Source organism: Pantoea sp. X-Soil-YNGN-785 (assembly GCF_059730585.1).
Window position 1 is genome coordinate 395,160 of the sequence record NZ_AP035943.1, and the last position, 26,477, is coordinate 421,636.

The 26,477-nt window shown below is 55.5% G+C and carries 20 protein-coding genes; 10 read left to right on the top strand and 10 right to left on the bottom strand.

From position 1 onward, the window contains the following. Positions 1-8: 8 nt before the first annotated feature. On the bottom strand, positions 9-2,789 hold the full coding sequence (locus tag AC6I8E_RS20505) for a flavocytochrome c (protein ID WP_312216202.1): 2,781 nt from the start codon (positions 2,787-2,789) through the stop codon (positions 9-11). A 588-nt stretch (positions 2,790-3,377) separates the two neighbouring features. On the opposite strand from AC6I8E_RS20505, the gene AC6I8E_RS20510 reads away from it, so the two are divergent. The 4 genes from AC6I8E_RS20510 to AC6I8E_RS20525 all read left to right on the top strand — a co-directional run bounded on the left by AC6I8E_RS20510 (position 3,378) and on the right by AC6I8E_RS20525 (position 7,594). Continuing rightward, positions 3,378-4,886, top strand: a complete 1,509-nt coding sequence (locus AC6I8E_RS20510; RefSeq protein ID WP_013196201.1) for an anion permease — start codon at positions 3,378-3,380, stop codon at positions 4,884-4,886. Between the two features lie 156 nt (positions 4,887-5,042). Beyond that, positions 5,043-6,689, top strand: coding sequence for a class I fumarate hydratase FumA (gene fumA / locus AC6I8E_RS20515; RefSeq protein WP_497824741.1), 1,647 nt, complete (start codon positions 5,043-5,045; stop codon positions 6,687-6,689). Positions 6,690-6,936: 247 nt separating this feature from the next. Further along, positions 6,937-7,308 carry a type II toxin-antitoxin system RelE/ParE family toxin gene (locus AC6I8E_RS20520; protein ID WP_201251293.1) on the top strand — a complete coding sequence of 124 codons (372 nt, stop codon included), beginning with the start codon at positions 6,937-6,939 and terminating at the stop codon, positions 7,306-7,308. Beyond that, positions 7,295-7,594, top strand: coding sequence for a helix-turn-helix domain-containing protein (locus AC6I8E_RS20525; RefSeq protein WP_095707760.1), 300 nt, complete (start codon positions 7,295-7,297; stop codon positions 7,592-7,594). The genes AC6I8E_RS20520 and AC6I8E_RS20525 overlap by 14 nt, the downstream gene beginning before the upstream one ends. Positions 7,595-7,770: 176 nt before the next feature. Here the strand turns inward: AC6I8E_RS20525 and AC6I8E_RS20530 are convergent, their stop codons facing one another. Together AC6I8E_RS20530 and AC6I8E_RS20535 are read right to left on the bottom strand one after the other, a co-directional pair. Continuing rightward, a complete protein-coding gene (locus AC6I8E_RS20530; protein WP_095707759.1) occupies positions 7,771-8,427 on the bottom strand; it encodes an SDR family oxidoreductase in 657 nt (218 codons plus the stop codon). Between the two features lie 89 nt (positions 8,428-8,516). Then, the gene (locus AC6I8E_RS20535; protein ID WP_013196196.1) at positions 8,517-9,584 is read right to left on the bottom strand and encodes an SDR family oxidoreductase; all 1,068 of its coding nucleotides are present in this window, start codon (positions 9,582-9,584) and stop codon (positions 8,517-8,519) included. 100 nt (positions 9,585-9,684) lie between these two features. Between AC6I8E_RS20535 and AC6I8E_RS20540 the strand changes: the two genes are divergently transcribed. From AC6I8E_RS20540 to iolG, 4 genes are all read left to right on the top strand, one after another. After that, positions 9,685-10,587 (top strand): LysR family transcriptional regulator, encoded by a 903-nt coding sequence (locus AC6I8E_RS20540; protein WP_107320384.1) that lies wholly within the window; start codon positions 9,685-9,687, stop codon positions 10,585-10,587. Between the two features lie 321 nt (positions 10,588-10,908). Then, entirely contained in the window at positions 10,909-12,351 is a 1,443-nt protein-coding gene (locus AC6I8E_RS20545; protein ID WP_497824742.1) for a sugar porter family MFS transporter, read from the top strand. A 91-nt stretch (positions 12,352-12,442) separates the two neighbouring features. Further along, positions 12,443-13,270, top strand: coding sequence for a TIM barrel protein (locus tag AC6I8E_RS20550; protein ID WP_497824743.1), 828 nt, complete (start codon positions 12,443-12,445; stop codon positions 13,268-13,270). Between the two features lie 9 nt (positions 13,271-13,279). Then, positions 13,280-14,290, top strand: a complete 1,011-nt coding sequence (gene iolG / locus AC6I8E_RS20555) for a bifunctional inositol 2-dehydrogenase/D-chiro-inositol 1-dehydrogenase (protein ID WP_107320387.1) — start codon at positions 13,280-13,282, stop codon at positions 14,288-14,290. 135 nt (positions 14,291-14,425) lie between these two features. Here iolG and yfiB read toward each other — a convergent pair whose 3' ends face one another. From yfiB to malT, 4 genes are all read right to left on the bottom strand, one after another. After that, positions 14,426-14,899: an outer membrane lipoprotein YfiB gene (gene yfiB, locus AC6I8E_RS20560; RefSeq protein ID WP_033785025.1), complete on the bottom strand. Its 474-nt coding sequence runs from the start codon at positions 14,897-14,899 to the stop codon at positions 14,426-14,428. Positions 14,900-14,901: 2 nt separating this feature from the next. Continuing rightward, positions 14,902-16,110, bottom strand: a complete 1,209-nt coding sequence (gene dgcN / locus AC6I8E_RS20565; protein ID WP_041456499.1) for a diguanylate cyclase DgcN/YfiN — start codon at positions 16,108-16,110, stop codon at positions 14,902-14,904. A gap of 1 nt (position 16,111) precedes the next feature. Beyond that, the gene (gene yfiR / locus AC6I8E_RS20570; RefSeq protein WP_497824744.1) at positions 16,112-16,672 is read right to left on the bottom strand and encodes a regulatory sequestration protein YfiR; all 561 of its coding nucleotides are present in this window, start codon (positions 16,670-16,672) and stop codon (positions 16,112-16,114) included. 362 nt (positions 16,673-17,034) lie between these two features. Continuing rightward, positions 17,035-19,737 (bottom strand): HTH-type transcriptional regulator MalT, encoded by a 2,703-nt coding sequence (gene malT, locus AC6I8E_RS20575; protein ID WP_313677328.1) that lies wholly within the window; start codon positions 19,735-19,737, stop codon positions 17,035-17,037. 282 nt (positions 19,738-20,019) lie between these two features. Here malT and malP point away from each other — a divergent pair, with 282 nt between their 5' ends. Both malP and malQ read left to right on the top strand, forming a co-directional pair. Further along, a complete protein-coding gene (malP, locus tag AC6I8E_RS20580) occupies positions 20,020-22,422 on the top strand; it encodes a maltodextrin phosphorylase (RefSeq protein ID WP_497824745.1) in 2,403 nt (800 codons plus the stop codon). An 8-nt stretch (positions 22,423-22,430) separates the two neighbouring features. Continuing rightward, on the top strand, positions 22,431-24,497 hold the full coding sequence (malQ, locus tag AC6I8E_RS20585; RefSeq protein ID WP_497824746.1) for a 4-alpha-glucanotransferase: 2,067 nt from the start codon (positions 22,431-22,433) through the stop codon (positions 24,495-24,497). Positions 24,498-24,659: 162 nt separating this feature from the next. On the opposite strand, the gene AC6I8E_RS20590 is transcribed toward malQ, so the two are convergent. From AC6I8E_RS20590 to malM, 3 genes are all read right to left on the bottom strand, one after another. Beyond that, the gene (locus AC6I8E_RS20590) at positions 24,660-25,043 is read right to left on the bottom strand and encodes a type II toxin-antitoxin system death-on-curing family toxin (protein WP_201251283.1); all 384 of its coding nucleotides are present in this window, start codon (positions 25,041-25,043) and stop codon (positions 24,660-24,662) included. Continuing rightward, on the bottom strand, positions 25,040-25,261 hold the full coding sequence (locus tag AC6I8E_RS20595; protein WP_013196184.1) for a type II toxin-antitoxin system Phd/YefM family antitoxin: 222 nt from the start codon (positions 25,259-25,261) through the stop codon (positions 25,040-25,042). Before AC6I8E_RS20595 ends, AC6I8E_RS20590 begins: the two co-directional genes overlap by 4 nt. Before the next feature lie 194 nt (positions 25,262-25,455). After that, a complete protein-coding gene (malM, locus tag AC6I8E_RS20600) occupies positions 25,456-26,391 on the bottom strand; it encodes a maltose operon protein MalM (protein ID WP_497824747.1) in 936 nt (311 codons plus the stop codon). Between the last annotated feature and the right edge of the window lie 86 nt (positions 26,392-26,477).

The window sequence follows — 26,477 nt, forward strand, 5'->3', positions numbered from 1 at the left end:
GACTACCGTTAACGTCGGGCGTAGGCGGCAGCGTTACCGCCGGCCAGGATACCGAAGATGATGATATCTGCAACGGCGTTACCGCCGATACGGTTCGCGCCGTGAATGCCGCCAACCACCTCACCACACGCCCAGGCACCGTTAATCACCTGTTTCTGGCTGTCCAGCACCGCGGTGGTGGTGTCGATGGTGACACCGCCCATGGTGTGATGCACGCCCGGTGCGACACGAATCGCGTAGAATGGCGCTTCACTCAGCGGATGACGCAGTGCAGTCTGGCGACCGAAATCTTCGTCTTTCTGCATGATGACGAAGTTGTTGTAACGGGCCAGCGTCGCTTCCAGCGTGTGATGCTCACTCATGTTGAGTTTCACCGCCAGTTCCGCCACGGTTGGCGCGCTGACCACAAAGCCTTTGGCGATATATTCATCAGCCGCTTTGTTATTCATACGCACCTGCTCGTCAAACACAATCCAGGCACTCTTCTCTGGCAGAGCAATAATCTGCGCCGAGACTTTGTCGCGGGTTTCCATTTCGTTATAGAAACGCTTACCGGCCTGGCTGACCAGGATAGCGCCGCCGCCACGAATCGATTCAGAGACCAGATAAGAGGTGGTCTGCTCAACCGTCGGGTGAATCTGGATTTCCTTCATATCCACGGTACCGGCACCAATTTTCTCCAGCATCGCAATACCGCTGCCGGTCGCACCTTTGTGATTGGTGGTGACAAAGCCATCGAGTTCAGGACGGTATTTCACCACCAGCTCACGGTTTGCACTGAAGCCACCGGTTGCCACAATCACGCTTTTAGCGTTCAGGATACGGCTGTCGTTATATTCATCGACGACTTTCACGCCCGCGACTGCGCCATTCTCATAGAGGATCTCAGCAACCGAGGTTTCCAGCAGCACTTCGATGTTGCGGCTGTTGATGTTTTTCACCAGGCCGCTGATCAGGAAGCCACCCACCGCTGAACGGTCAGCCGGACGGTGAGTTCGGTCGATGCTCATCCCGCCGGTAATGGTGATGTCGTTAAGCTCAATGCCTTTATCCGCCAGCCACTCTATCGCCTCAGGTGCCAGGTCAACAAACTCACGCAGCAGCACCGGATTGTTTTTGAACTGACCGCCCTTCAGCGTCTCCTCAAAAAACAGCTCTTTGCTGTCTTCGATGCCTTTGAGTTTCTGGAAACGGGTTTCAGCGGCGTTCATGCCCACAGACGCTTTGATGGTGTTGCCGCCGATGGTCGGCATCTTCTCGATGATGACCACGCGTGCGCCTTCATCATGCGCCTGAATCGCGGCCGCCAGACCGGCACCGCCGCTGCCCACAACCACCACATCGTAGTTCTGCGGTGCGTTAGGGTTACCACCCTCTTCAATCACATGCTCTTTGCTGGAGGTGGTCAGCGCACGGGAAACCGCTTTTTTCAGCGCTTCACTCTGGGTGGTCGCGCCGGTAATCGCATCAACGTGGGGACTGTTAGCCACCAGAATGCGGTTACGCAGGCTTTCAAAGGTGGTGGTGAAATCCACATCCAGCGTGTCGTCCGGCACCAGCGAGATGTCGGTAATTCGGTCGGTATCCAGTGTAACGTTGATTTTCAGCTTCAGCGCTTCGGCTTCAACTTTCTCCTGGTAAACACCCGCTTTGTATTTACGGCCCGATTCGCTCATGTCGCGGATCATCGCGTCAACCAGTGAGAAGCGCCACAGCGGTTCCGGGATCTGCAGCTCTTCGCGTTTGTTGCTGTCGATGTAGAGTTCGAGATGTTCGTTATTGATGATGCGGTCAGCCCAGTTCGGATAGGCGATACAGGCTTTACCAATCGCTACCAGATCGTAGCCTTTTTCCAGCGCCAGCTCGGCGTCGGCTTTATTTACCACGCCGCCCACACCAATCACCGGCACTTTTGCCAGCACGGGCGAACGCATCGCAACGAATTTCTCGATCAGCGGCGTCGGGTCCTGCGTATCGACAATGGACGGGCGCAGCAGTTGACCGACAGAGAAGTGAACATAGTCGAGTCCGCGCGCAGCCAGTTTTTCCAGCAGATAGAGAGTGTCATCAAAGCGGATGCCAGGGACTTCGATCTCCTCTGGTGAGAAGCGATAGCCGATGATGAACGAATTATGGGCGAAGCGCTCCGCCATCTTGTGGGTGATCTCCAGCACTTCCAGCGGGAAGCGTGCGCGGTTATCGCGGCTGCCGCCCCACTTGTCATCACGCTGGTTAGAGTTCGGAGAATAGAACTGCTGAATCAGATAGGTGTTAGCACCGTGAATTTCGACGCCGTCGAAACCGGCTTTGATAGCACGGTTCACCGCATCACCAAATTTGGTGATCATGGTTTCAACTTCTTCGGCGCTAAGCGCCAGGGGTTTAGTTGCCCCTTCACGCGGTGCGGCAATGGCGCTCGGCGCAACCGGTGTTTTCCCGCCAATCAGTTCCGGCTCGACCATGCGGCCACCGTGATAGATCTGCAGAATGGCTGTAGAGCCTTCAGATTTAATCGCGTCCGCGATGCGTTTCAGGCCGGGAATTTTGTTGTCGCTGTCGATAGCGATGGCACCCGGAAACGCCGGGCCGCGGTTATCAATGAAGCAGCACTCGACGATCACGGTTCCGATGCTGCCTGCACGTGCGCGGTAATACTCGACCAGTTCGCTGGTGACCGTTCCGTCATAAAAACCGGTGCAGGTGGTCATAGGAGCCATCACCAGTCGGTTTTTCAACACAGCGCCGCCAGGCAGGGTAAGGGGATTAAGGATGGGGGTGAGAGATTTCATTGCGATAAACTCCAAGATTTAAAAGTCTGGAAATTTTTAGCGGACGCAAATTATCGCTTAATTAAGTGGTCCGATGTCATACATCTAATATACCCTTTTCTTTGCTTTCATAAGCGATAAATTTACTTTTTTAACTTTTAATCGATTCAGAGTCTTTATTTGCTGAATTCAGGAAGTGAGGTTATATTAATTGTTAACCATGGGTAACTAAAAATCAACCATCCATTTACATAAATAATTTACCCTTAATCATCAGAATGTTAAGATGAATACTTCGGGTCAGACCTTCCGGAGATTTGTCGATTAGCTTCACAAAACTGTCAGAATGTCGATGCCAGAAATATAAATAAAAAATAAATGTTAAAAATGGGGAATAATGAATAAATTTCTTTGATCTGGATCAAAATCTATATTTGCAAAAATCGCATCATATTTACATGGATTTAAATATGCTGCTCAATAGTGCAGCAGCAGATTAAAAAAATCAGTGCATCGCGGTTTATTCACACCATTAAGAATAAATAAGAAAGTCATCAGTGAAGGTCCGGGGCGCAAATCGCATTCTTCTCAACTTGCAGATAAAATACTATGAAACCACTCTCAGCTGTAACTGAACCCCCTAAAGCCGCACCTGCGGCGGCGGGTAAAAAGAAAGCTATCATGCTGGCTCTGCCAGTCATCGTTGCCGTGTTGCTGTTGCTGGTGCCGACGCCGGCCGGTCTTGAACCCTACGCCTGGCACTTCTTCGCCATCTTTGTCGGCGTGATTGTCGGATTGATCTTTGAACCGCTGCCGGGTGCTGTTATCGGCCTGACCGGCGTCGTCGCTATCGCCCTGTTCAGTCAGTTTGTCCTTTTCAGCCCGGCGGAACTGGCTGACCCGAAATTCAAAGTCGCCAGTGAGTCCTTTAAGTGGGCGGTCAGCGGTTTCGGCAACTCCACCGTCTGGCTCATCTTCGGTGCCTTTATGTTCGCCGCCGGATATGACAAGACGCAGTTTGGTCGTCGTCTGGCCCTGATTCTGGTGAAGTATCTGGGTCGCCGCAGCCTGACACTGGGTTATGCCATTACTTTCGCTGATCTGCTTCTGGCACCCTTCACACCGTCCAACACCGCGCGCAGTGGCGGTACTATCTATCCGATTATCGCTAACCTGCCTCCGCTGTATGGCTCTAAACCCAACGACCCGAGCGCCCGTAAGATCGGTTCATATCTGATGTGGGTTGCCATCACCGCAGCTTGTATTACCAGCTCAATGTTCCTGTCAGCGCTGGCACCTAACCTGCTGGCACTGGCGCTGGTAAAAAGCATCATCGGTTTCGATATCTCATGGGGTATGTGGTTCCTGGCCTTCCTGCCGCTGGGTGTGCTGCTGATTCTGACTATGCCGCTGCTGGCTTACTGGTTCTATCCGCCTGAAGTCAAAATCAACGATGAAGTGCCGAAATGGGCTATCGCTGAACTGGAAAAACTGGGCCGCCTGACCCGTAACGAAATCCTGCTGCTGGTGTTCGTGGTCTGTGCCCTGCTGATGTGGATTTTCGCCACCTCATGGATTGAGCCTGCGATGGCTGCCCTGCTGGTGGTGGTACTGATGCTCTGGACAGGCGTCCTGAACTGGAACGACATTACCAGCAATAAACCGGCCTGGAACACCTTTGCCTGGTTCGCAACGCTGGTGGCGCTGGCTGATGGTCTGGCCCGTGTCGGCTTTATCGCCTGGTTAGGTAAAGAAGGTGGCATGCTGCTGCAGGGTTACGACCCACAGATTTCAGCCGTAGTGCTGTTAATCGCCTTCTTCCTGCTGCATTACCTGTTTGCCAGTACCACCGCGCATACCACAGCCCTGTTACCGGCCATGCTGACCATTGCAGCCTCAATCCCGGGCATCAATATGCCGGTCTTCTGCCTGATGCTGTGTACCTCTCTGGGTGTGATGGGCATCATCACCCCTTACGGCACTGGCCCAAGCCCGATTTATTACGGCAGCGGTTATCTGCCGACTAAAGATTACTGGCGTCTGGGTACCATCTTTGGTGCCATCTTCCTGGTCTCCATGATGGTGATTGCTTATCCGTGGATGGTGTGGATGTTCTGACGGATACAACATGCAGATCAACGCGTTATAAGATACCATTCCTTCACTTCCCCGTCGCACCCGCGGCGGGGAAGCATAATAAACAATGAATTCGCCTATGATGTTGCGCCCCGCAGCCTGCCCGCGGAGGTTCAGCCGGTCATTAAGTGAGAAAAAATGTCGAACAAACCTTTTGTCTATCAGAACCCTTTTCCGCTGTCCCACGAAGATACTGAATACTATTTGCTGACTCGCGAGCATGTCTCGGTCGCCGAGTTTGAGGGTCAGGAGATCCTTAAAGTCGACCCGCAGGCGCTGACGCTGCTGAGTCAGCAGGCTTTCCACGACGCCTCTTTCATGCTGCGTCCGGCCCATCAGCAGCAGGTAGCCTCCATCCTTGAAGATCCGGAAGCCAGCGACAATGACAAATATGTCGCCCTGCAGTTTTTAAGAAACTCTGAAATTGCCGCCAAAGGCGTGCTGCCAACCTGTCAGGATACCGGCACCGCGATCATCATGGGCAAAAAGGGCCAGCGCGTCTGGACCGGTGGCGGTGATGAAGCCGCACTGTCACAGGGTATCTACAACACCTATATCGAAGATAACCTGCGCTATTCACAGAATGCTGCGCTGGATATGTACAAAGAGGTGAACACCGGCACTAACCTGCCGGCGCAGATCGACCTCTACAACGTCGATGGCGATGAGTATAAATTCCTCTGTATCGCTAAAGGTGGCGGCTCCGCTAACAAAACCTATCTCTATCAGGAAACCAAAGCGCTGCTGAGCCCCGGCAAGCTGAAAAATTACCTGGTGGATAAAATGCGCACCCTCGGCACCGCAGCCTGCCCGCCTTACCATATTGCGTTTGTTATCGGCGGCACATCGGCTGAAAGCACACTGAAAACCGTTAAGCTCGCCTCTACGCACTATTACGACGGCTTACCAACCGAAGGCAATGAGCACGGTCAGGCTTTCCGCGACGTTCAGCTGGAGCAGGAACTGCTGGAAGCGGCGCAGCAGCTCGGCCTTGGCGCGCAGTTTGGCGGCAAATATTTCGCGCACGACATCCGCGTGGTGCGTCTGCCGCGTCACGGCGCATCCTGCCCGATCGGCATGGGCGTCTCCTGCTCGGCTGACCGTAATATCAAAGCGAAGATCAACCGCGAAGGTATCTGGATTGAGAAACTGGAAGCCAACCCAGGCAGCCTGATACCGGAAGCGCTGCGTCAGCAGGGCGAAGGTGAGGTGTTACAGGTTGATCTCAACCGTCCAATGGAGCAAATTCTGGCGCAGCTTTCTGCGTATCCTGTTTCTACCCGTCTGTCACTGACCGGTACCATTATCGTGGCGCGCGACATTGCTCATGCCAAACTCAAAGAGCGCATCGATAACGGCGAAGGATTACCGCAGTACATTAAAGATCATCCGGTCTATTACGCCGGTCCGGCCAAAACGCCTGAAGGTTATGCATCCGGTTCACTCGGCCCGACTACCGCAGGCCGCATGGACTCCTACGTTGATTTGCTGCAGGCCCACGGCGGCAGCAAGATCATGCTGGCAAAAGGTAACCGCAGCCAGCAGGTGACGGATGCCTGTCATAAACATGGCGGCTTCTATCTGGGCAGCATCGGTGGCCCGGCCGCGGTGCTGGCGCAGCAGAGCATCAAGAGTCTGGAATGCGTGGAGTATCCTGAGCTGGGAATGGAAGCGATCTGGAAAATCGAGGTGGAGAACTTCCCTGCGTTTATCCTGGTCGATGACAAAGGTAATGACTTCTTCCAGCATATTGAGCGCGCGCACTGCGCGAAATGCGTGAAGTAAAAACTGCGTCAGATAAGAAAAAAGCCCCGTTTTCGGGGCTTTTTTTATGAGGAAAATCAGGCCACTTAGCTGTCAGAGAGATCCTGCACATACTGATCCTCGTGGTGCCAGATCTGAAGCTCAAACTTGATTGTCAATCCAGACAAAATGGTTCTTTACCCACCAATTTTGCACTCATGATAATTTGCCATTATACCTCACAGGTTATAAGCTAATCATAGCTTTCAGGTTATATGGAGATGGATTAATGACATGGGAAGTCATCATAAGAACGCTGTTTGATGTCTGGTATGAAAAGCAGAACGACGATGTTCAGGAAGAGATTGCAGCCTACTTGCTGATACTTGAAGAGATTGGCCCTCAATTAGGGCGTCCGCATGTGGATCAGGTTAAAGCGTCTGAATATAAAAACATGAAAGAGTTGCGAGTACAGGTTGGCGGACATCCATTTCGCGCGTTCTTCGCCTTTGATCCTGAACGCAAGGCGATTGTCCTGTGTGCAGGAGATAAAAAAGGTGAAGATGAAAAACTGTTCTACAAACGTATGATTAAAATTGCAGATGCCGAGTTCACCTCGCATCTGGCATCACCGGAGATTAAAGACGATGGCAACGCTTAAAGAAATGATGGCTAAACGCTCCCCGCAGAGCCGTACGCGAATAGAATCCCGTGCTGCTGAAATCCGTCAGGAGATCACACTTGCCAGACTGCGTGAGGAATTATCTGTTTCACAGACGCATCTAGCTGAAGTTTTAGGCGTCAAACAACCTTCTGTTGCTAAAATAGAAAACGTTGATAACGATCCTAAGCTCTCAACGCTGAGACGCTATATTGCCGGTCTGGGAGGAGAGCTGACTCTCGATGTCACGTTACCCGACGGCAAGCGTATTGCTCTAAGTCTTTAACAGACTCTGCTTCAGGCCGCATCCTCGCTCCGCTACGGTGGGGTTTTTAATGGCTGTCCTCATAAAGTGACAAGCTGAGAATAACGACAGAAATGTCCTGAATTTAGAGAGTTAAAAATAGCCGGCGCTTACTTTCATTTGCAGTCACTGAATGAAAGCGCCGCTATCAGACCTTGTTAACCCCGCTGCAACCGTTGCAGCGCCACATCGATCTGCTCATCGCCTTTGGTGAGTTCGACGATCTGATACTTAATCGCCGGATTCTCAATCAGCCCGACCAGCGTCGCCGCCACATCTTCGCGCGGGATCTCACCATAGGGGATCGCCAGATCTGCATGCACCCGACCCGTACCAGCTTCATCGGTCAGCGTGCCAGGCCGCAGGATTACCCACTCCAGCTTGCTCGCCACCAGCTCCGCATCCGCCAGACGCTTCACCCGCATGTAGTTCTCAAATCCCTCTGATGGCGTTTTACCGCGGCCCGCATCCGGAAAAGCGGATACCAGTATAAAACGCGACACGCCAGCCTGTTCTGCGGCTGCGACAGCCAGCTTCAGCCCTTCACCGTCGATGGCATTGGTCAGCGCGATACCGGCACCGCCCGCACCCGCTGTAAAGACCGCCACGTCGTGACCGGTCATCAATGCTACCAGCGCCGTCACGCTAAGCTGCTGAATATCGCCCGCGACAGGCTTAGCGCCTGCGGCCTGCAGGGTATCAGCCTGTTCCGGCTTACGGTGCAATGCCGTGACAGTGTGACCTTTGCTGCTCAGCTGACGGGTCAGCTTTTGGCCCACCTTGCCCGCCGCACCGATAATGAAACATGTCGCCATAAGATCCACTCCTCCATTCACTGATCAGGTGTCAGAGTATAGCTATCTGCCAGAAACGAAACAGGCGCCTGATGCGGCGCCTGCTGGGTTTATTCCGGAATCACTTTTTCCGCTTTCAGTTTATCAAACAGCTGCGTAAAGGAGTCCAGCGTACTGCGGTAGCCGGTAAAGCCCGCTTTGCGGCTCTTACTCATGTCGGTGAAAGCTTCCATTGGGCGGCCCAGGTCGGCATCGGTATGCCACCATGAAGCCAGCTTAGTGACATCAGCCTCACGCAGCTGATGCTGTTCTGCAATCGCCCGCCATGCGCTGTCAGCTTCCTGCATGCGATTTTCCAGCGGCATCATCTGCGCCGGGTACTCTGCGGCTTCGATACCGAAGTAGTCAGCCAGTTTTGGCCACATCCAGTTCCAGCGGAACACATCGCCATTGACTGCGTTGAAATCCTGATTCGCGGCGTTCGGTGACGTTGCCGCCCAGTGCAGCTGCTCGGCCAGCAGACCGGCATCGGTCATATCCGCGACACCATTCCACTGCTCCGGCGAACCCGGGAAGATAAACGGCCAGCCCTTCTCTTTGCACAATGTTGCATAAACCGCCAGCGTCTGCCCCATGTTCATCGCGTTGCCTACGGCATAGCCGATGATGGTATGCGGACGGTGCACGCTCCAGCGATAGTCATACTTCTCTGCGCCCGCGAACACTTCATCTTCCTGCGCATAGTAGAAGTTATCGACCGGCTGACGCCCCTGCTCTTCACGGAACGGCGTAACCGGCACGGCACCTTTGCCATACGCTTCAAATGGACCCAGGTAGTGTTTCAGCCCGGTCACCAGCGCGACGTGTGAACCTTTCAGGCGATCGCCGAGGGCTTCAATCACGTTGCGAACCATGCCGCCGTTAACGCGGATGTTCTCTTTCTCATTTTCCTGACGCGCCCAGACGCTGAAAAACAGCGCGTCCGGTTTGACCTCTTTCAATGCGTCACGCACAGCATCTGCATCGGTCAGATCGGCGGTCAGGCTGGTTGCGCCTTCAGGTACTGCACCACGTCCGCGTGACAGGCCACTGACCTGCCAGCCCTCCTGCTGTAATTTATCTGCCAGTGCGCGACCAATAACGCCGCTGATGCCCACAATCAAAGCGTGCTTTTTCATTTGATTTCTCCTCGTTTTGCGTAATGCTAAGCCTAATAGAGAATTCAGTTCTTATCTCTGGCATTTATTCACAGCATTCTCAACCTGAGTTCACTAATCGATGCACGATCATCGCCTCAAAGATATTCTGCCCTTTGTCGCCAGCGTGGAGTGCGGCAGCTTTACCGCCGCGGCTGAACGTCTGCACGTGACCGGCTCGGCGGTCAGCAAAAGCGTCAGCCGCCTGGAGACGCGCTTAGGCTCGCGGCTGCTGGAGCGCACCACGCGTAGCCTGAATCTGACCGACGCGGGCAGCGCCTACTATCAGACCTGTCTGCGGGTGCTGGAGGATCTGGCCGAAGCCGAGGCGGTACTGGCCGCCCAGCGCACCATTCCATCCGGCCGTCTGCGTCTGGCAGTACCCACCACCTTTGGACGCCTCAACGTCATGCCGGTGCTGATGCCCTTCTGCCAGCAAAATCCGGAGCTGGCACTGAGCCTGAGTTTGTCCGATCGCTTTGTTGACCTGTTTGAGGAAGGCGTGGATGTGGCAGTGCGGATCGGCGGTGCGCCCGACCTTCCCGCGTCGCTGGGCTGGCGTAACATGGGTCGCGAAAAGATGCAGTTCTGTGCTTCTCCCGCCTATCTTGACCGCGAAGGCCGTCCTGAAAATGAAGCAGCGCTGCTGAACCATCCTGCAATTCTTTATGAGCGCGTGGATGGCACAACCAAACCCTGGCTGTTTACCACCGAAGATGGTCAGCCCCACTGGCGCGACGTGCCCTATCGGCTGGCACTGGGCGACGTCGATGCACAGCTTCAGGCAGTCATTGCCGGACTGGGTGTCGCGCAGATGCCCTCCTGGCTGATTCAGCGCGCCGTGGCCGCCGGTGAACTGGAAATTATTATGCCGCAGTTACAGCCCGACGGGCTGACGCTGAGCGTGGTGTGGCCACGCCGCAAACAGTTCCTGCCAAAAGTGGATGCATTATTGTCGGCACTCAACGCCCTCGCCATTCGCTGATACCGGCTTACTTCTGATTACAGCGGTTAGGAAATTTCATCCTGACCCTGTTCCTCTGCTCTTTTCGGCCCGGCATTGGTGCCCATTTTTCCCTGCCCGAAATATCCGCAATCTTTTATCCCCACAAATAAACCCTTTAAGTTTAATGCCTTTATTTTTGATTTGATGGAATCCCATCAAAATAAAAAGCGCGGAAGGCTTGAACTCACATAATGAAAACTAAGTTTCAAATATAATTTAACCCGAAATAAAAATATCAGTAGGGTGATGGCTTCTTCATGTTCTGACGTTTTGTCTTTGTTGTTATTACCAGGAGTTTTCATGGAAAAAGAACTTTATATTTCGTCGAACCCGGCCTCCGGTCCAAATAGCGCCACCCGCACCGAGCCTTTTGTGAAGATTATTGCGCTGGTCGCTACCCTGGGTGGATTGCTGTTTGGTTATGACACGGGCGTGGTTTCGGGCGCGCTACTGTTTATGCGCGGCGATTTGCATCTCACCCCGTTTACCACCGGGCTGGTCACCAGTTCCCTGCTGTTTGGTGCCGCCTTTGGCGCGCTGGCGGCCGGTCATCTGGCAGATGGCCTGGGCAGACGCCGCATCATCATTGCGCTGGCGCTGATCTTCGCCTTTGGCGCTATCGGCTCTGCCCTGGCGCCGGATGTCACCTGGATGATCGCCTCTCGCCTGTTCCTGGGCTTTGCCGTGGGCGGTGCCGCGGCCACCGTGCCGGTTTACATCGCAGAGATCGCCCCCGCCAATAAACGCGGCCAGCTGGTCACTCTGCAGGAGCTGATGATCGTCAGCGGTCAGCTGCTGGCGTATATCTCAAACGCCACCTTTAACGATATCTGGGGCGGCGAAAATACCTGGCGCTGGATGCTGGCGCTGTCGATAGTTCCCGCCGCTCTGCTCTGGATCGGCATGATATTTATGCCTGAAACCCCGCGCTGGCATGTGATGAAAGGCCGCAGCCAGGCTGCACGTGAGGTGCTGGAAAAAACCCGCGCCGCTGAAGATGTTGAGTGGGAACTGGAAGAGATTGAAGAAACCATCGAAGAGAACCGCCAGCGGGGTAAAGGCCGCCTGCGCGATCTCGCGACGCCCTGGCTGATGAAAATCTTCCTGCTGGGCGTTGGCATCGCTGCGATTCAGCAGCTGACCGGCGTCAATACCATCATGTATTACGCGCCCACCATGCTCACCGCCGCCGGGCTGAGCAACGATGCCGCGCTGTTCGCCACCATCGCCAACGGGGTGATTTCCGTGGTCATGACGCTGGCCGGCATCTGGTTAATCGGCAAAACGGGCCGTCGCCCGCTGGTGTTAATCGGACAGATGGGTTGCACCTGCTGCCTGTTCTTTATCGGGCTGGTCTGCTGGCTGATGCCGGAATATCTCAACGGCACAGTCAACCTGGTTCGGGCTTATCTGGTGCTGGCGGGCATGCTGATGTTTCTCTGCTTCCAGCAGGGCGCGCTGTCACCGGTCACCTGGCTGCTGCTGTCGGAAATCTTCCCGGCCAGGATGCGCGGCATCTGTATGGGCGGCGCGGTCTTCTCGCTGTGGATTGCGAATTTTGCCATCTCCATGGCCTTCCCGCTGTTATTAGCCGCATTTGGTCTGGCCGGTGCCTTCTTTATATTCGCCGCAATCGGCATCGGCGGTTCTGTTTTTGTTGTGAAGTTTATTCCCGAGACCCGGGGAAGAAGTCTTGAGCAGGTGGAGCACTATTTCTATGCGCTCTATAACGGCAACAAATAACCCCTGCTCGCTGTGAATGAAATAAAAAATGTCATGAGGCATGACGACCCGATCGCCCTTAACACCGCACCCATAATTTAAGGAAACTGTTATGAGCCTGAATATTCCCAATGCGCGTTTTTGCGTCAATCGTAAAATAGCGCCCAGCCTGAGCATCCCGCAGTTTTTTAAACTGGTCAGCCAGCTCGGTATCCACAATGTCGAATTGCGCAATGATATGCCCGGCGGACGCGTCACCGACGATCTCAGCGGCGATGAGGTAAAAGCGCTGGCGCGTGAGTCAGGCATCCGGATTGTCACCATCAACGCGCTCTATCCGTTTAACCAGCTGAATGAAGAGGTGCTGCAACGCGCCCGCCAGCTGTTAAGCGATGCGCAGGCTGTCGGCGCAGAATCACTGGTGCTCTGCCCGCTCAATGACGGCACGCCCTTCAGCGCCGCCGACACCATTAGCGCGCTGAAAACGCTGGCCCCGCTGTTCGCCGACGCAGGCATTCAGGGGCTGGTTGAGCCGCTCGGCTTTCCACAAAGCTCACTGCGTTCAGCAACCCAGGCGCAGACGCTCATCCGCGAAGCGGGCGTGCCGTTCCGCTTGCTGATCGACACCTTCCATTATCATCTGTTTGAGGATGCGGAGCAGACCTTTGAGCAGGAAATCGACATTCAGCAAATCGGTCTGGTTCACCTCTCCGGCGTCACCGACCCGCGCCCGGTCAGTCAGTTGACAGACGAAGAGCGCATTATGCTCAGCGCAGATGATAGATTGCGCAGCAAAGAACAGGTAGAGCGGCTGGAGAAGATGGGCTACACCGGCCTTTATGCCTTTGAGCCGTTCTCCTCCGTGATGAACAGCTGGCAGGAAGCGGACATTACCCGCGAAATTCGCAACAGCATCCAGCTGTTAAACCACTCAGCGTAAGGAATCATTATGACCATTAACATTGGTGTTATCGGCACCGGCGCAATCGGCCGCGAACATATCCGCCGTTGCAGTACCGTTTTACAGAATGCGCGCGTGGTGGCACTCAATGACATCAACCGCGACAACTGCCAGCAGATTGTTGACGAACTGACACCGGAAGCGCGCATTTATGACAATGCGATTGATCTGATCAACGACCCGCAGGTTAACGCGGTGCTGGTCACCTCCTGGGGTCCGACGCATGAAGCCTTTGTGCTGGCCTGTATTGAGGCGGGCAAAGCGGTGTTCTGCGAGAAGCCACTGGCCGTTACCGCGCAGGGCTGTATGAATATCGTGGAGGCGGAGATCAAAGCGGGACGTCAGCTGGTGCAGGTCGGCTTTATGCGTCCTTACGACAGTGGCTATCGTGCACTGAAAGCGGTGATCGACAGCGGCGAGATTGGTGAGCCTTTAATGCTGCACTGCGCGCACCGCAACCCGGAAGTGGGTGACAGCTACACCACCGATATGGCGATCACCGACACGCTGATCCACGAACTCGATGTGCTGCGCTGGCTGCTGAATGATGACTATGCCAGCGTGCAGGTGATCTTCCCGCGTAAAACCCGTAAGGCGTCGTCTCACCTGCGTGACCCGCAGATCGTACTGCTGGAGACCACTAAAGGCGCGCGCATTGATGTCGAAATTTTCGTGAACTGTGAATATGGTTACGACATTCAGTGTGAAGTGGTGGGTGAAAGCGGCATTGCACGCCTGCCGGAGCCGGTTTCGGTGCAACTGCGCAGCGCGGCAAAGCTCTCGACCACCATTCTGACGGACTGGAAAAAGCGCTTTATCGATGCCTATGACGTGGAGTTACAGGCCTTTATCAACAATGTCATCAGCGGTGAGATGACCGGTCCCTCCGCGTGGGATGGCTATGCCGCTGCCGTAGCCGCCGATGCCTGCGTTGCGGCGCAGACGTCCGGCGGGATCGTGCCGGTTACTATGCCAGCCAGACCAGCGTTTTATCGCTGACAGGAAAAATGCACGGTGGAATTCCACCGTGCACTTCGCTGTCCCGCCCCCTTTTCAGTAACGCTTCCCGCTATGGCTAATCAGGCAATCCACTATCATAAATGCGGGCCGCAAAATTATGCGGCCGCTGAATAGTTACGGCGCGGTGATGACAATGGCCACGCGTCGGTTCTGGGCACGACCCTGCGCGCTGTTGTTGCTGGCAACCGGTGAACTCATGCCCAGGCCACGCGTCACAATATTCTCACGCGGTATCGCCGCGCCTTCCGCCCACTGAGCCGCGACCGCGTTCGCTCTTTTTAGCGACAGCTGCTGGTTATAATCGGGTTTACCGTAATTGTCAGTGTGCCCGTCTATGCGTACATGCTGAATACCGGTCGACGCCAGATTTTTCGCCATCCCCTGAATGGTGAGCTTACTGGAGGGTGTCAGCTCTGATTCGTTTACACCGAACAGGATCTTATCGGATAAGCCTAATCCCCAGCCTTCCATATTCTGCGTGAATCCGGCACTTTTCATCGCTGCGATTTGCGCGTCGCTGAAACGCGCTTTTGACTGACAACCGACCAGCGCCAGCGTAAGCAATAGCAGGGAAAGGTTTCTCTTCATATTTACGCCCTATTTTTTCGCTTATTTTTGTACATGTTCATATCGGCACGTTCAAGAATAGATTCAACCGTATCACCAGGCTGTGACCACGCGTAGCCAATGGTTACCGAGGTCGTAACCGGCATGCCCTCTGCAATAAGAATGTGTTCCCCGATGGTGTCGTCAATGCGCTGCATAAGCTGCTGTAACTGCGCCTCACTCGTCTGGCTGCTGACCAGCATGGCAAATTCATCCCCACCTAAACGCGCGACTAAATCCTGTTCAGACGCCAGCGATAAAAGACGCGAGCCTATCGCTTTTAATACTTCGTCTCCGGCGGCATGACCCCAGTTATCATTGATGCTCTTGAAGCGATCGCCATCCAGAAATAGCAGCGCAAAGCGTTCGTGCTCATGTGGCTGGTCAAGGCGCTGAGTCAGACGAGCAGAAAAGGCGCTGCGGTTGGCAAGACCGGTCAGCGGATCGGATAGCGCTTTCGCTGCCAGCGAGCGATTGTCACGAAGCAACGACGCCTTGAGTGACTGCATCTCCATCAGCAGGGAGTTGAGGTCATCGGAAAAGAGCTGAAATTCTCTGATCGGGCCACCCGGAATACGCAGGGAAAAATCACCCGAGTGAATCACATAGTGAATCGAACTGGTAATGGTGCGGAGCGACGCAATAATACCCCGATGCAGAAATTCACTCAGCATCAGTGAAATAATCAACACGCAGAGCATCCCGACAGAGAGGATCATGAAGGAGTATTGAAGGAAACTCACCGCGCCAGTCACGGTGCCTTCCAGCGTCAGGGTGCCGACAACGACGTCAGCATGAATGATATTGACGTTAAGCGGTTTGAGGTAAATCCACTCACGCAGCAACCGTGAAAACCATCCTGTCTGTTCCCGCTGTGCATGCCACTTAGCCAGAACGATGTTATCGCGGGTAACCAGCTTTGCAGAGTCATACATGCCCTCATTGCCAAACCGTTCGATTTTATTACGCGCATCGTAGCTGTCGGCAAATACGGTTGCCGCAGTGAGCGTGGTGCTCAGCGTTGAGCCGATTAAATCAAGGTTACATTTCTCATAGTTTTTAATAAAAATGAGCGACGTCGATGACAGCAACAACCAGCACAACAGTAATATCACCGCCGAATTGATGGTGCTTATTTTCCGCAGTTTATTGCGGATGGATGATTTATCGTGCTTTAGTTTATCGAATTTCATTTCATTCACTTCCCTCGCGGGAGAGTAAAAGCACATCCGGATTCACTCTGACACCGCTTCTGGCAAGTGAATCGAGATTAACGGAGAAGTGCGTATGGTCCGGTTGAAAAATCAGGCAAAAAGCGGCACCCACAGCGCATTCCGCATTGTTCTCTGCCAGGGTAAGCACCGCTTTTCCCTTCAGCTGCTCAATAATCTCCACCTGCTGCCGCGGTGTCTGATCGCCGAAATAAAGAGCGTCGCAGCGATGCGACGCGAGATCACCTGCACCCGTAAGATAGACAACGGTGAATGTCGCTGCTGCAGCGGCGCTGTTTTCCGGCAAAGAGAGATGGCGCGCTGAAGTAAAAACACATAATTCAGGCGGTTTATTTAAATTTTGCCAGTGGGTAAAACTGATGATGCCGCTGACGATACGATTAGCCTTGTTATCCTTTATCCCGGCCAGCGCAACAGAGGGATGAAGACCCAGCAGAATAAGTAGCGTTAAGGCGATCTGGCAGATGCGGCGCAGCAGAAGCAGCACATCGACGTCATGATGAAGGTGATATTTATCGGTCATACTGCGTTCCAGTAATGCTACGCACGGCAGGAGAGCTAAATAAGCGCACAAATATTAACATAGCGCGGGTTACGCTTGCACACAGAATTTTCTTAGCTATAGATCCTTCTGCTTATACTTTCAGATAGGCTTATTCACGGAATAGTCTTTGGTCGTAACGGCTTTTGACAGAGACGGCCAGCAGAGGATTAACGCATTTCACCGGCTATTTGTGGTGGGTAGTTACGTCTCTCTTCTGGTGCAGCAATCCGCTCAGCTATTCGTTTTAAGGCACAGACTGGATAAAGAGGTCAGAATATACGTGATGCTGATAATGTATCGCGCCAGCGATATTCCGCAATTAATCTGTCCCCCTAATACCCTCAGACATACCCCATCATTTTCAGCAGCGACTGCACCTGATTCATCGCTTCGCTGCGATGTGACACGCCCAGTTTCTGATAGAGATTGCGGATATGGGTTTTGATCGTGGTAGACGCCACCGCCAGCTCACCGGCAATCTGATCGTTGCTGTAGCCCGAATAGATTAACCCCAGCACCTGCCATTCGCGCTGCGTCAGCGGGCTGGTGCGGATCAGTTCCGGCACGTCAGGATGGTTAAGCAACCGGCTGACAAAGCCTTCATCGAAATGGGCGAACTTGTGACGGTGGTATTTGTTGATCTCCAGCAGGATGCGGCGGGCGCGGTGGCTGTCCAGCTCATTCAGGGTATTAAGCTGTATCAGCTGCCGCAGTTGCTGCGCCATCATCTCACCTTCAATCACAAAGTGGCTGATAAAGCCGGTGCTGCGCGCCAGTTTCAGCGCTTCAATAAGCACGCGCTGCGCCTCCGCTTTGCGGTCGGTCTGCCAGTAGATTTGATTCAGCAGCAGCAGATTACGGTTCAAGTCGCTCATCAGGCGCAGGGCGCGGGCGTTTTCGTTCAGTTCCTCCAGCACCACCTCCGCCTGACTGACATCGCCCAGCAGAATCTGCGCGCGGGCAATGTTCCGCCACTGGCCCTGCAGAAAATGGTTGTTGGCGAAGGCGGGTTTAGGTGTCTGCCGCATCCAGTTGCGGGCGTTCTGGCTTTCGCCCGTCATCTGCCAGTAGATCACCCGGACTTTATCGGCATTGGCGATCCAGTCGCTGTGCCAGTTGCCGTTGTTCAGCAGGTTTTCCAGACGGTTCAGGTAGCTGCGGGCGTTATCGAGATTGCCGCGCGCCAGCGAGCACTGCACCAGCAATCCCAGACACTGGATTTGCTGCTGCGGCTGATAACCGTTCAGCACCTTGATGCCTTCGCGCGCCGCCTGCTCCGCCTCTTCCAGTCGTCCCCAGGCCCACAGCAGCTGGGCACGTATACGCAGCAGAAACTCATGCAGCGGGAACTGCGCCAGATGCTGCTCTTCCACCAGCACAAAGGCGCGGCTCTGGATCTCATAAGCAGCCTGCAAAAAGCCCTGCGCAAACAGAATTTCGCTCTGCTGAATCAGGCTCCAGAGCGCGTAATGCCACACTTCATCGCGACGCGCCATCTGTTCGGTCTGTCGCATCAGCTTGAGTGAATCGTCCAGCTCGCCTTTGCAGTGCATCACCTCACCATGCACCGAAGTTGCCACAATGCGGCTGTAGTGACGGCTGGCCGGCAGGGTATCAAGCGCCACTTTCGCCAGCCGCTCCGCTTCATCGGTCTTGCCATCGTTGATCGCCACCTGAGCGCGCAGCGCATTAAATTCACCGCGCAGTGCCGCGTCAATCTCGCAGTAGCTGGCCTGCTCAAAACGCGCCAGCAGGCTGTCGACTTCTGAAAAGCGATGCTGAGTCTGCATCAGCCACGCCTGCAATAGCACCAGCATCGGGTTGTCGAGCATCATCTCCCACGGCAGCGCTTTTAAAGAGTTCTCCAGCAGCGGCAGTTCGCTCTGATTAAACAGCGTCCAGGCATGCTTCAGCAGCACGTCCCGCAGCATGGTGGCATCGCCCGAGGCGAGCGCATGGTGAATCGCCTCGCCCGGAAAGCCCTGCGCCATCCAGCTCTCGGCTGCCGCCCGATGCAATGCAGGTAGCTCCGCCGCCAGTTCCCACTGACAGCGCTGACGCAGGAAGTTGCCAAACAGCGGATGGTAGCTGAACCAGCAGCCGGAGTCGTCCATGCGCTGCAGAAACAGTCCCTGGCGTTCGATCTCCTCCAGCCGCATCTGACCGTTCTCTTCGCGGGTCACGCAGGCGATCAGTTCATCATTCATTGAGCGCAGCAGCGCGGTTTTCAGCAAGAAATGGCGGGTCGGCAGATCGACGTTATCCAGCACCTCTTCCACCAGATAGTCGGCGAGATGGCTGGCATTAATGCCGGAGAGACGCCGGGCGGAATGCTGCGCCGAACTGGCTCCCTGGCGTGCCGATAGTACAATCAGCTGCAGCGCCGTCGCCCAGCCCGCGACATCATCACACAGGCGACTGCTCTCTTCGCTTTCCAGCGGGGCCGCCAGACGGCAGTCAAAAAACTGGCGCGCTTCCTGATGGGTGAACGCCAGCTGCTGGCTGCCCAGTTCGATCAGCTGTTCCCGCACCCGCAGGTTAGCGATACCGAGCTGCGGCAGGTTACGAGACATAAGAATCAGGGTCAGATTTTCAGGCTGATGGCGCAGGAAAAAGCGCATCGCGTCATGGATAACCGGATTGGTGATCAAATGGTAGTCGTCAACGATCAGCCACAGTGGCTGCTGCCACTCCACCAGCTCGATAAACAGCTGGGAAAACAGCGCATTGAGATTCACATATTGCCGCTTCTGCGCCAGCAGCTCACTGCGGGGACAGCCGCCGTGTGTTGCCTGTTGCAGTGCCGCGATCAGGTAATCGGCGAAGCGTTCCGGCTGATTATCACCCTCATCTAAAGAAACCCAGCCCAGATCGCTTTTTCCCGCCGCCCACTGTGACACCAGTGTGGTTTTACCGTAGCCCGCCGGACTGGTCACCAGCACCAGCCGATAGTTACCGGCAGCGGTGAGCTTTTGCAGCAATCTCTCGCGGATCACGGTGCCTTCAAGACGCACCGGGCGACTGAGTTTGGCGGGTATTAACATGGGCGCGCGTTTCTCCATTTGTCGAGCGCATCATTATTTTACGCTTCGTAATTATTCCTTACACAGGTTCAGCATTTCGTCAGATGAATGCAAGCAAACCCATTAATTAAACTTTACAAAAGCGGGCGCAATCACACTCCTGTGATGATTTCGGATTAGCCTCATACTCTCCACCCTCCCTATCCTCCTGCCCTAATTCTTTTCAGGAGGATGAGCAATGATTTCCACCCGGGCAGACTGTCGCCACATTGAGCCATTTTTTGTTTTTACAGGACATCAACCATGACACAGCCCGATTTCAACCCGACTCAGTTCAACGCGGCCCTGACCCGTCAGTGGCAGCGTTTTGGCCTGCGCGATGCGCAGGAGATGACCCACGCACAGTGGTGGCAGGCAATCAGCGGTGCGCTGGCCGATATGCTGGCCGCGCAGCCTGCTCCCCCGGTCCCGACAGACCTGCGCCATGTTAACTATCTGTCGATGGAGTTTCTGATTGGCCGCCTGACCGGCAACAACCTGCTGAACCTGGGCTGGTATGACGCGGTTAACGATGCGCTCTCGGCCTGGAACGTTTCACTGACCGACGTGCTGGAAAACGAAACGGATCCGGCGCTGGGCAATGGCGGCCTCGGTCGTCTGGCGGCCTGCTTCCTGGATTCCATGGCGAACGTGGGTCAGCCTGCGACGGGCTACGGTCTGAACTATCAGTACGGACTGTTCCGCCAGCGCTTTGAACAGGGCGCACAGATTGAAGGCCCGGATGACTGGCAGCGCGATCGCTATCCGTGGTTTAACCACAATGCCGCGCTCAACGTTCGGGTCGGACTGGGCGGTAAAGTGGTGACCGTTGAGCGGCAGCCGCAGTGGCAGCCGGCGTTTGAATTGACTGGTGAAGCCTGGGATCTGCCGGTGGTCGGTTTTGAGAATGGCATCAGTCAGCCACTGCGTTTGTGGCAGGCGAAACATGCGCAGCCGTTTAATCTGGGTCGCTTCAATGACGGTGACTTTCTGCGCGCGGAACAACAGGGCATTGATGCAGAAAAACTGACCAAAGTGCTCTACCCCAACGACAATCACCAGAACGGTAAAAAACTGCGTCTGATGCAGCAATATTTCCAGTGCGCCTGCGCGCTGGCTGACATTCTGCGTCGTCATCATCTGGCCGGACGCAGCATTGAAACCCTGGCCGATTACGAAGTGATCCAGCTGAACGACACCCATCCGACGCTGGCGATTCCGGAGCTGATGCGTCTGCTGCTGGACGAGCATCAGCTGAGCTGGGATCGCGCGTGGCAGATCACCCAGCACACCTTCGCCTACACCAACCACACCCTGATGCCGGAAGCACTGGAGAGCTGGGATGTCCGGCTGGTGCGCAGCCTGCTGCCGCGCCATATGATGATTATCAACACCCTGAACGCGCAGCTGAAAACGGCTGTCAAGGCGCGCTGGCCGGACGATGACGCAAAATGGGCCAAACTGGCGCTGGTGCATAACAACCAGCTGCGGATGGCCAATCTCTGCGTCACCAGCGGCTTTGCCGTTAACGGCGTGGCAGCGCTGCATTCGAAACTGGTGGTGCAGGATCTCTTCCCGGAGTATCACCAGCTGTGGCCGGAGAAATTCCATAACGTCACCAACGGCATTACGCCGCGCCGCTGGATTAATCAGTGCAACCCGGCGCTGAGTGCGCTGATCACCCAAACGCTGAACAAGCCGTGGCTGAACGATCTCGATGCCCTGCAGGGACTGGAAGCCTTTGCAGATGACGCCGCCTTCCGCGCGGACTATCGCGCCATCAAGCAGCAGAACAAACAGGCGCTGGTCGGCTGGATCAAAAATCGCACCGGTATCGAAATCGACCCGACCGCGCTGTTTGATGTGCAGATTAAGCGCCTGCATGAGTACAAACGTCAGCATCTCAGCCTGCTGCACATCATTGCGCTGTGGCAGACGCTGGTCAGCGATCCGCAGGCGAATCGCGCGCCGCGCGTGGTGCTGTTTGGTGCCAAAGCCGCGCCGGGCTATGCGCTGGCAAAAAATATCATCTACGCCATCAACAAAGTGGCTAAGGTGATTAATCAGGATCCGCGTATTGGCGACCGGCTGAAAGTGGTGTTTATTCCCGACTACAACGTCTCCGTTGCCGAGCGGCTAATTCCCGCCGCCGATCTCTCTGAGCAGATCTCTACCGCCGGAAAAGAAGCCTCCGGCACCGGTAACATGAAGCTGGCGCTTAACGGTGCGCTGACCATCGGCACACTGGATGGCGCCAACGTTGAGATCGCTGAGCAGGTCGGCAGCGAGAACATCTTTATCTTCGGGCATACCGTGGAACAGGTGAAGACATTAAAAGCAGAGGGCTATGCCCCGGCCCAGTGGCGCAAAAAAGATACACAGCTCAATCAGGTGTTACAGGCGCTGGAAGATGGCACCTTCAGCCAGGGCGACCTGCACGCGTTTGACGCGATGCTGCACAGTCTTGGCCCGGAAGGCGGCGATCCTTATCTGGTGCTGGCTGACTTCCAGCCCTACCTGGACGCACAGGCGCAGGTTGAACTGCTGTGGAGCGATCAGGAGGCCTGGACGCGTGCCACCATCCTCAATACCGCGCGCTGTGGCATGTTCAGCTCCGATCGCGCGATCCGCGATTACCAGCAGCGCATCTGGCAAGCGAAACGCTAAGGACCGCCATGAAAGTTTTGGATGAATTTTCTCTGGCAGGCATCGCCGCTGAGTATATCAATGCACACGGCAAGCCACAGGCGATTCCGACCCTGACCCGCCAGCGGTTGCTGGCGGTGATGCAGCCTGCGCATCCGCTAAGCGCGCCGCTGCCACCGGCGGTAATTTTTCGCAGCGGCGAGTCTCTCAGCCTCTCGCCGCAGCTGAGCGACGATACCCACTGGCATCTCATCAGCGAGGCGGGTGAGATTAGCTCCGGTCGCTGCCAACCCGCCCAGCCGCTGCATCTGCCGCCGCTGCCCGAAGGCTATCATCAGCTGACGCTGCAACAGGGCGCGCAGCAGTGGTCATGCCGGGTGATTATTGCCCCCGCCCGCTGTTATGAACCGCCGGCACTGCTGGCTGGTGAGTCTTTTTGGGGCGCCTGCGTGCAGCTCTATACCCTGCGCTCGGCCGAAAACTGGGGCATTGGCGACTTTGGCGATCTGCGCCGCATGCTGCCGCAGGTGTCCGCACGCGGCGGCGCGTTCGTCGGCCTTAATCCTGTTCATGCGCTGTTTCCCTCCAGCCCGGAGAGCGCCAGTCCTTACAGCCCGTCTTCCCGGCGCTGGCTCAATGTGCTTTACATCGATGTGAACGCGGTGACTGACTTCCGGCAGAGCGCCGCCGCACAGGCCTGGTGGCAGTTGCCGGAGACGCAGCAGACGCTGGCGCAGGCTCGCGCAGCCGAATGGGTCGATTATGCGGCGGTGACGCGGCTGAAAATTCAGGCGCTGAGCCTGGCGTGGCCGCAGTTTACCCAGCGTGACGCCATCGATCCTGAGGTGCAGGCGTTTAATGCTTTTGTCAGTGAAGGCGGCGAGAGCCTGCTGCATCAGGCGCTGTTTGATGCGCTGCATGCGGATCAGATGGCGCAGGACAGCGGACGCTGGGGCTGGCCGGTCTGGCCGGAGGCGTTGCAGCATCCCGGCAGCCCGGCGGTGCAGACGTTTTTAAATCAGCATCAGGATCAGGTGCGTTTCTGGCTCTGGCTGCAGTGGCTGGCCGCACAGCAGTTTGAAAGCTGCTGGAACTGTTGCCAGCAGCAGCAGATGCCGATCGGACTGTACCGCGATCTGGCGGTGGGCGTCGCCCAGGGTGGCGCGGAGACCTGGAGCGAGCGCGATCTCTACTGCATGGAAGCCAGCATTGGTGCACCGCCGGATATTCTTGGCCCGCGCGGTCAGGACTGGGGATTGCCGCCCATGGATCCGCAGGTGATGCGTCAGCGCGCGTGGGAGCCGTGGATCAGCCTGCTGCGCGCCAGCATGCGTCACTGCGGCGCGCTGCGTATCGATCATGTGATGGCGCTGATGCGGCTGTGGTGGATCCCGGCGGGAGAAAGTGCCGACCATGGCGCTTATGTGCACTATCCCATCGACGATCTGCTGGCGATTCTGGCACTGGAAAGCCAGCGTCATCGCTGCATGGTTATTGGCGAAGATCTCGGCACCGTGCCGGAAGCGATTGTCGATAAGCTGCGGGATGGCGGCGTTTACTCCTATAAAGTGCTCTGGTTCGAACAGACCTCCGACGCCGGTTTTCGTCCGCCCACCAGCTGGCCACGTCAGGCGATGGCTGTCGCCACCACGCACGATCTCCCGACGCTGCGCGGCTGGTGGCAAAGTGACGATCTGACGACCGGCGCGCAACTCGGTCTTTATCCGGACAAAGTGGTGCTGGCCGGGCTGTATCAGGATCGACTCCGGGCGAAACAGGCGCTGCTGAACAGTCTGCATCGGGTCGGTGCGCTGCCGAAACGTGCCGGACGCGATGCACGCCGCACCGGGATGAGTAAAGCACTGAACCGGGCGATGCAGCGCTATCTGGCGGACAGCCACAGCGCCCTGCTGGGTCTGCAACCAGAGGACTGGCTGGATATGGCCGCGCCGGTCAACATTCCCGGCACCAGCGACGAATACCCGAACTGGCGACGCAAGCTGAGCGTGACTGTGGAGGCACTGTTCAGCGATGCGGAAACTGATATGTTGTTAAGGGATTTGACGGCTCGCCGTAAGCGGCTGCTGCGGGGTTAAGGCTGGAGTTAAGATTAAAAGAGCAAACCCCGAAATTTTCGGGGTTTGCTCATTTGATAGCAAATCCTGTCGTCATCATTTACAGACGAAAACCTGCTCCCGGATTATTACGTTTAGGCGGAGAAAATTTCAAACATGCAGGGCTGACAACAAAAATGACTCTTACGGAGACAAAAACGATAATCGCCGCAATACAGCAGCAATGACCTCAGTCGTGGCATCACCAGTAGCGGCAGATACCGTTAATTCTTCGAGTTCATTATCTTCATCACGTATAGCTATGCCGTTACGATTCAAAAAAACCATCGTGACGAAAAATGCAGTTCGCCTATTACCATCATTAAAAATGTGTCCCCGGGATATAGCGATGAGGTAGATGGCGGCTAATACAAAGATATCTTCCACACCTTCATAATAGAGCTGGTTCTGTACCCTATAAATGATAGCTTCTGCTCTCTGGGGTTCTGGCATACCCTTGATACCTGGCAGAACAGCCAGCAGACGATCATGAAAAGCTATCACCTCCTGAGCACTAACCCATTTCATCGGTCAGCCAGTGCCTTCACCGTACGTGAATGTCGCCCCATAATGTCGGCAAATTCGGCATCCAGTTTTGCTTCCTGCCAGGCATTAAAATCGTCGCGACTGATAAGTACAGCAGAAGAACCATCGCGCCGGGTTATTTCTACAGGCTCACCGGCCGTAGCTGTGTCCATGACTTCAGCAATGTTTTGTCGGGCCTCAGTGGTGGTGTAACTACGCATATAGCCTCCTGAAATCAGATAATCAAATGTACATCAGTAACGTACAACTCGCAACTTCAGAGCATTATGTTTGCTCACCCGTTTTTATACAGATTGCTCAGCCAGACAACACCAGGGCAAGGGTGCGTGTCGCAACAAAAAAAGGTGCGCCAGAGCGCACCAGATGGAACAACATCAATAGCGTCGGGGCAGCATCACCCCTTGCCTTTAACACTACTGATAAAGGTTTGCCGTGCAGAGGTAGAACCCAGCCGCTCGGCTTCATCCAGCAGTTTCAGCGCCTTGTCGATGTTGCCGCTGTTCACTGCCTGGGTGATCTTCTGATTAAAGTAATGCTCGGTGTCGCTCATGATCGGTTCAGCACGGGCTTTTGGCGCTGGCGCGGCGGCCGGAGCGGGCGTGGCGCTGTAGGCCGTTGCCGCCGGTGCACTGTTACCCACTGTGACCGGGCCTGGCCCGGATGAGCCAAACAGCGGCCCGACCAGAATCGAGGAGCCGGAACTGGTCTGCATTTTCAGCTTAATCGTGCCTTCACGGCTGTGGCTGGCAACAGGATCGGGGATATCCGGTACGGCATGACCGGTGCCCTGGGCATAGGCTTTGGCCGGATCGAGCAGCGTGGTGGTCTGTGTCATATCGCTGTTGGTGGTGAACACCAGCAGGTAAATCTTTTGCTGGCCCAGCGCCGGCGTGAGTTTCATCACGCCTTCCAGCCGATCAGCCGTCATCACACCCGGCTTCTGATAGGTAAAGTAGCGGCTGGGAAACCAGGCCGCCGGACGCAGATTTTCATCCAGCACCAGCACGTTTGGTGCAAAAACCTGACCGTTCTCCACAAGGCTGCTCAGCGTCAGCGTCAGTTCGCCAATCGTGGCGGGCAGACTGTAGGCCGCGACCGGCCCGGCAATGTGTGGCGCGTTCAGCGTCTGGCCGCTATTAGCCAGTTTAGTGGTCTGGGTCTGAGAGGCCTCCAGCGGCTGCCAGCTCAGGCGTTGTAACGTTTCGGGAGCCACCACGGGTGCAGCGGAGAGATCCTGCGGCACCAGATTAACATCGGCCAGGGCAGGCAGAGCGTGCCCTGCCAGCAGCGCCGCACTCAGGCAGAGTGCAGCCAGTTTTTTCATTTTCATTATGCGTACCTTATTGCAGGTCGCGGTGTGAACCAGGCAATGGCACATCACGACCAAAGAGATCCCTCAGGCGCGAGGCCGCGCCT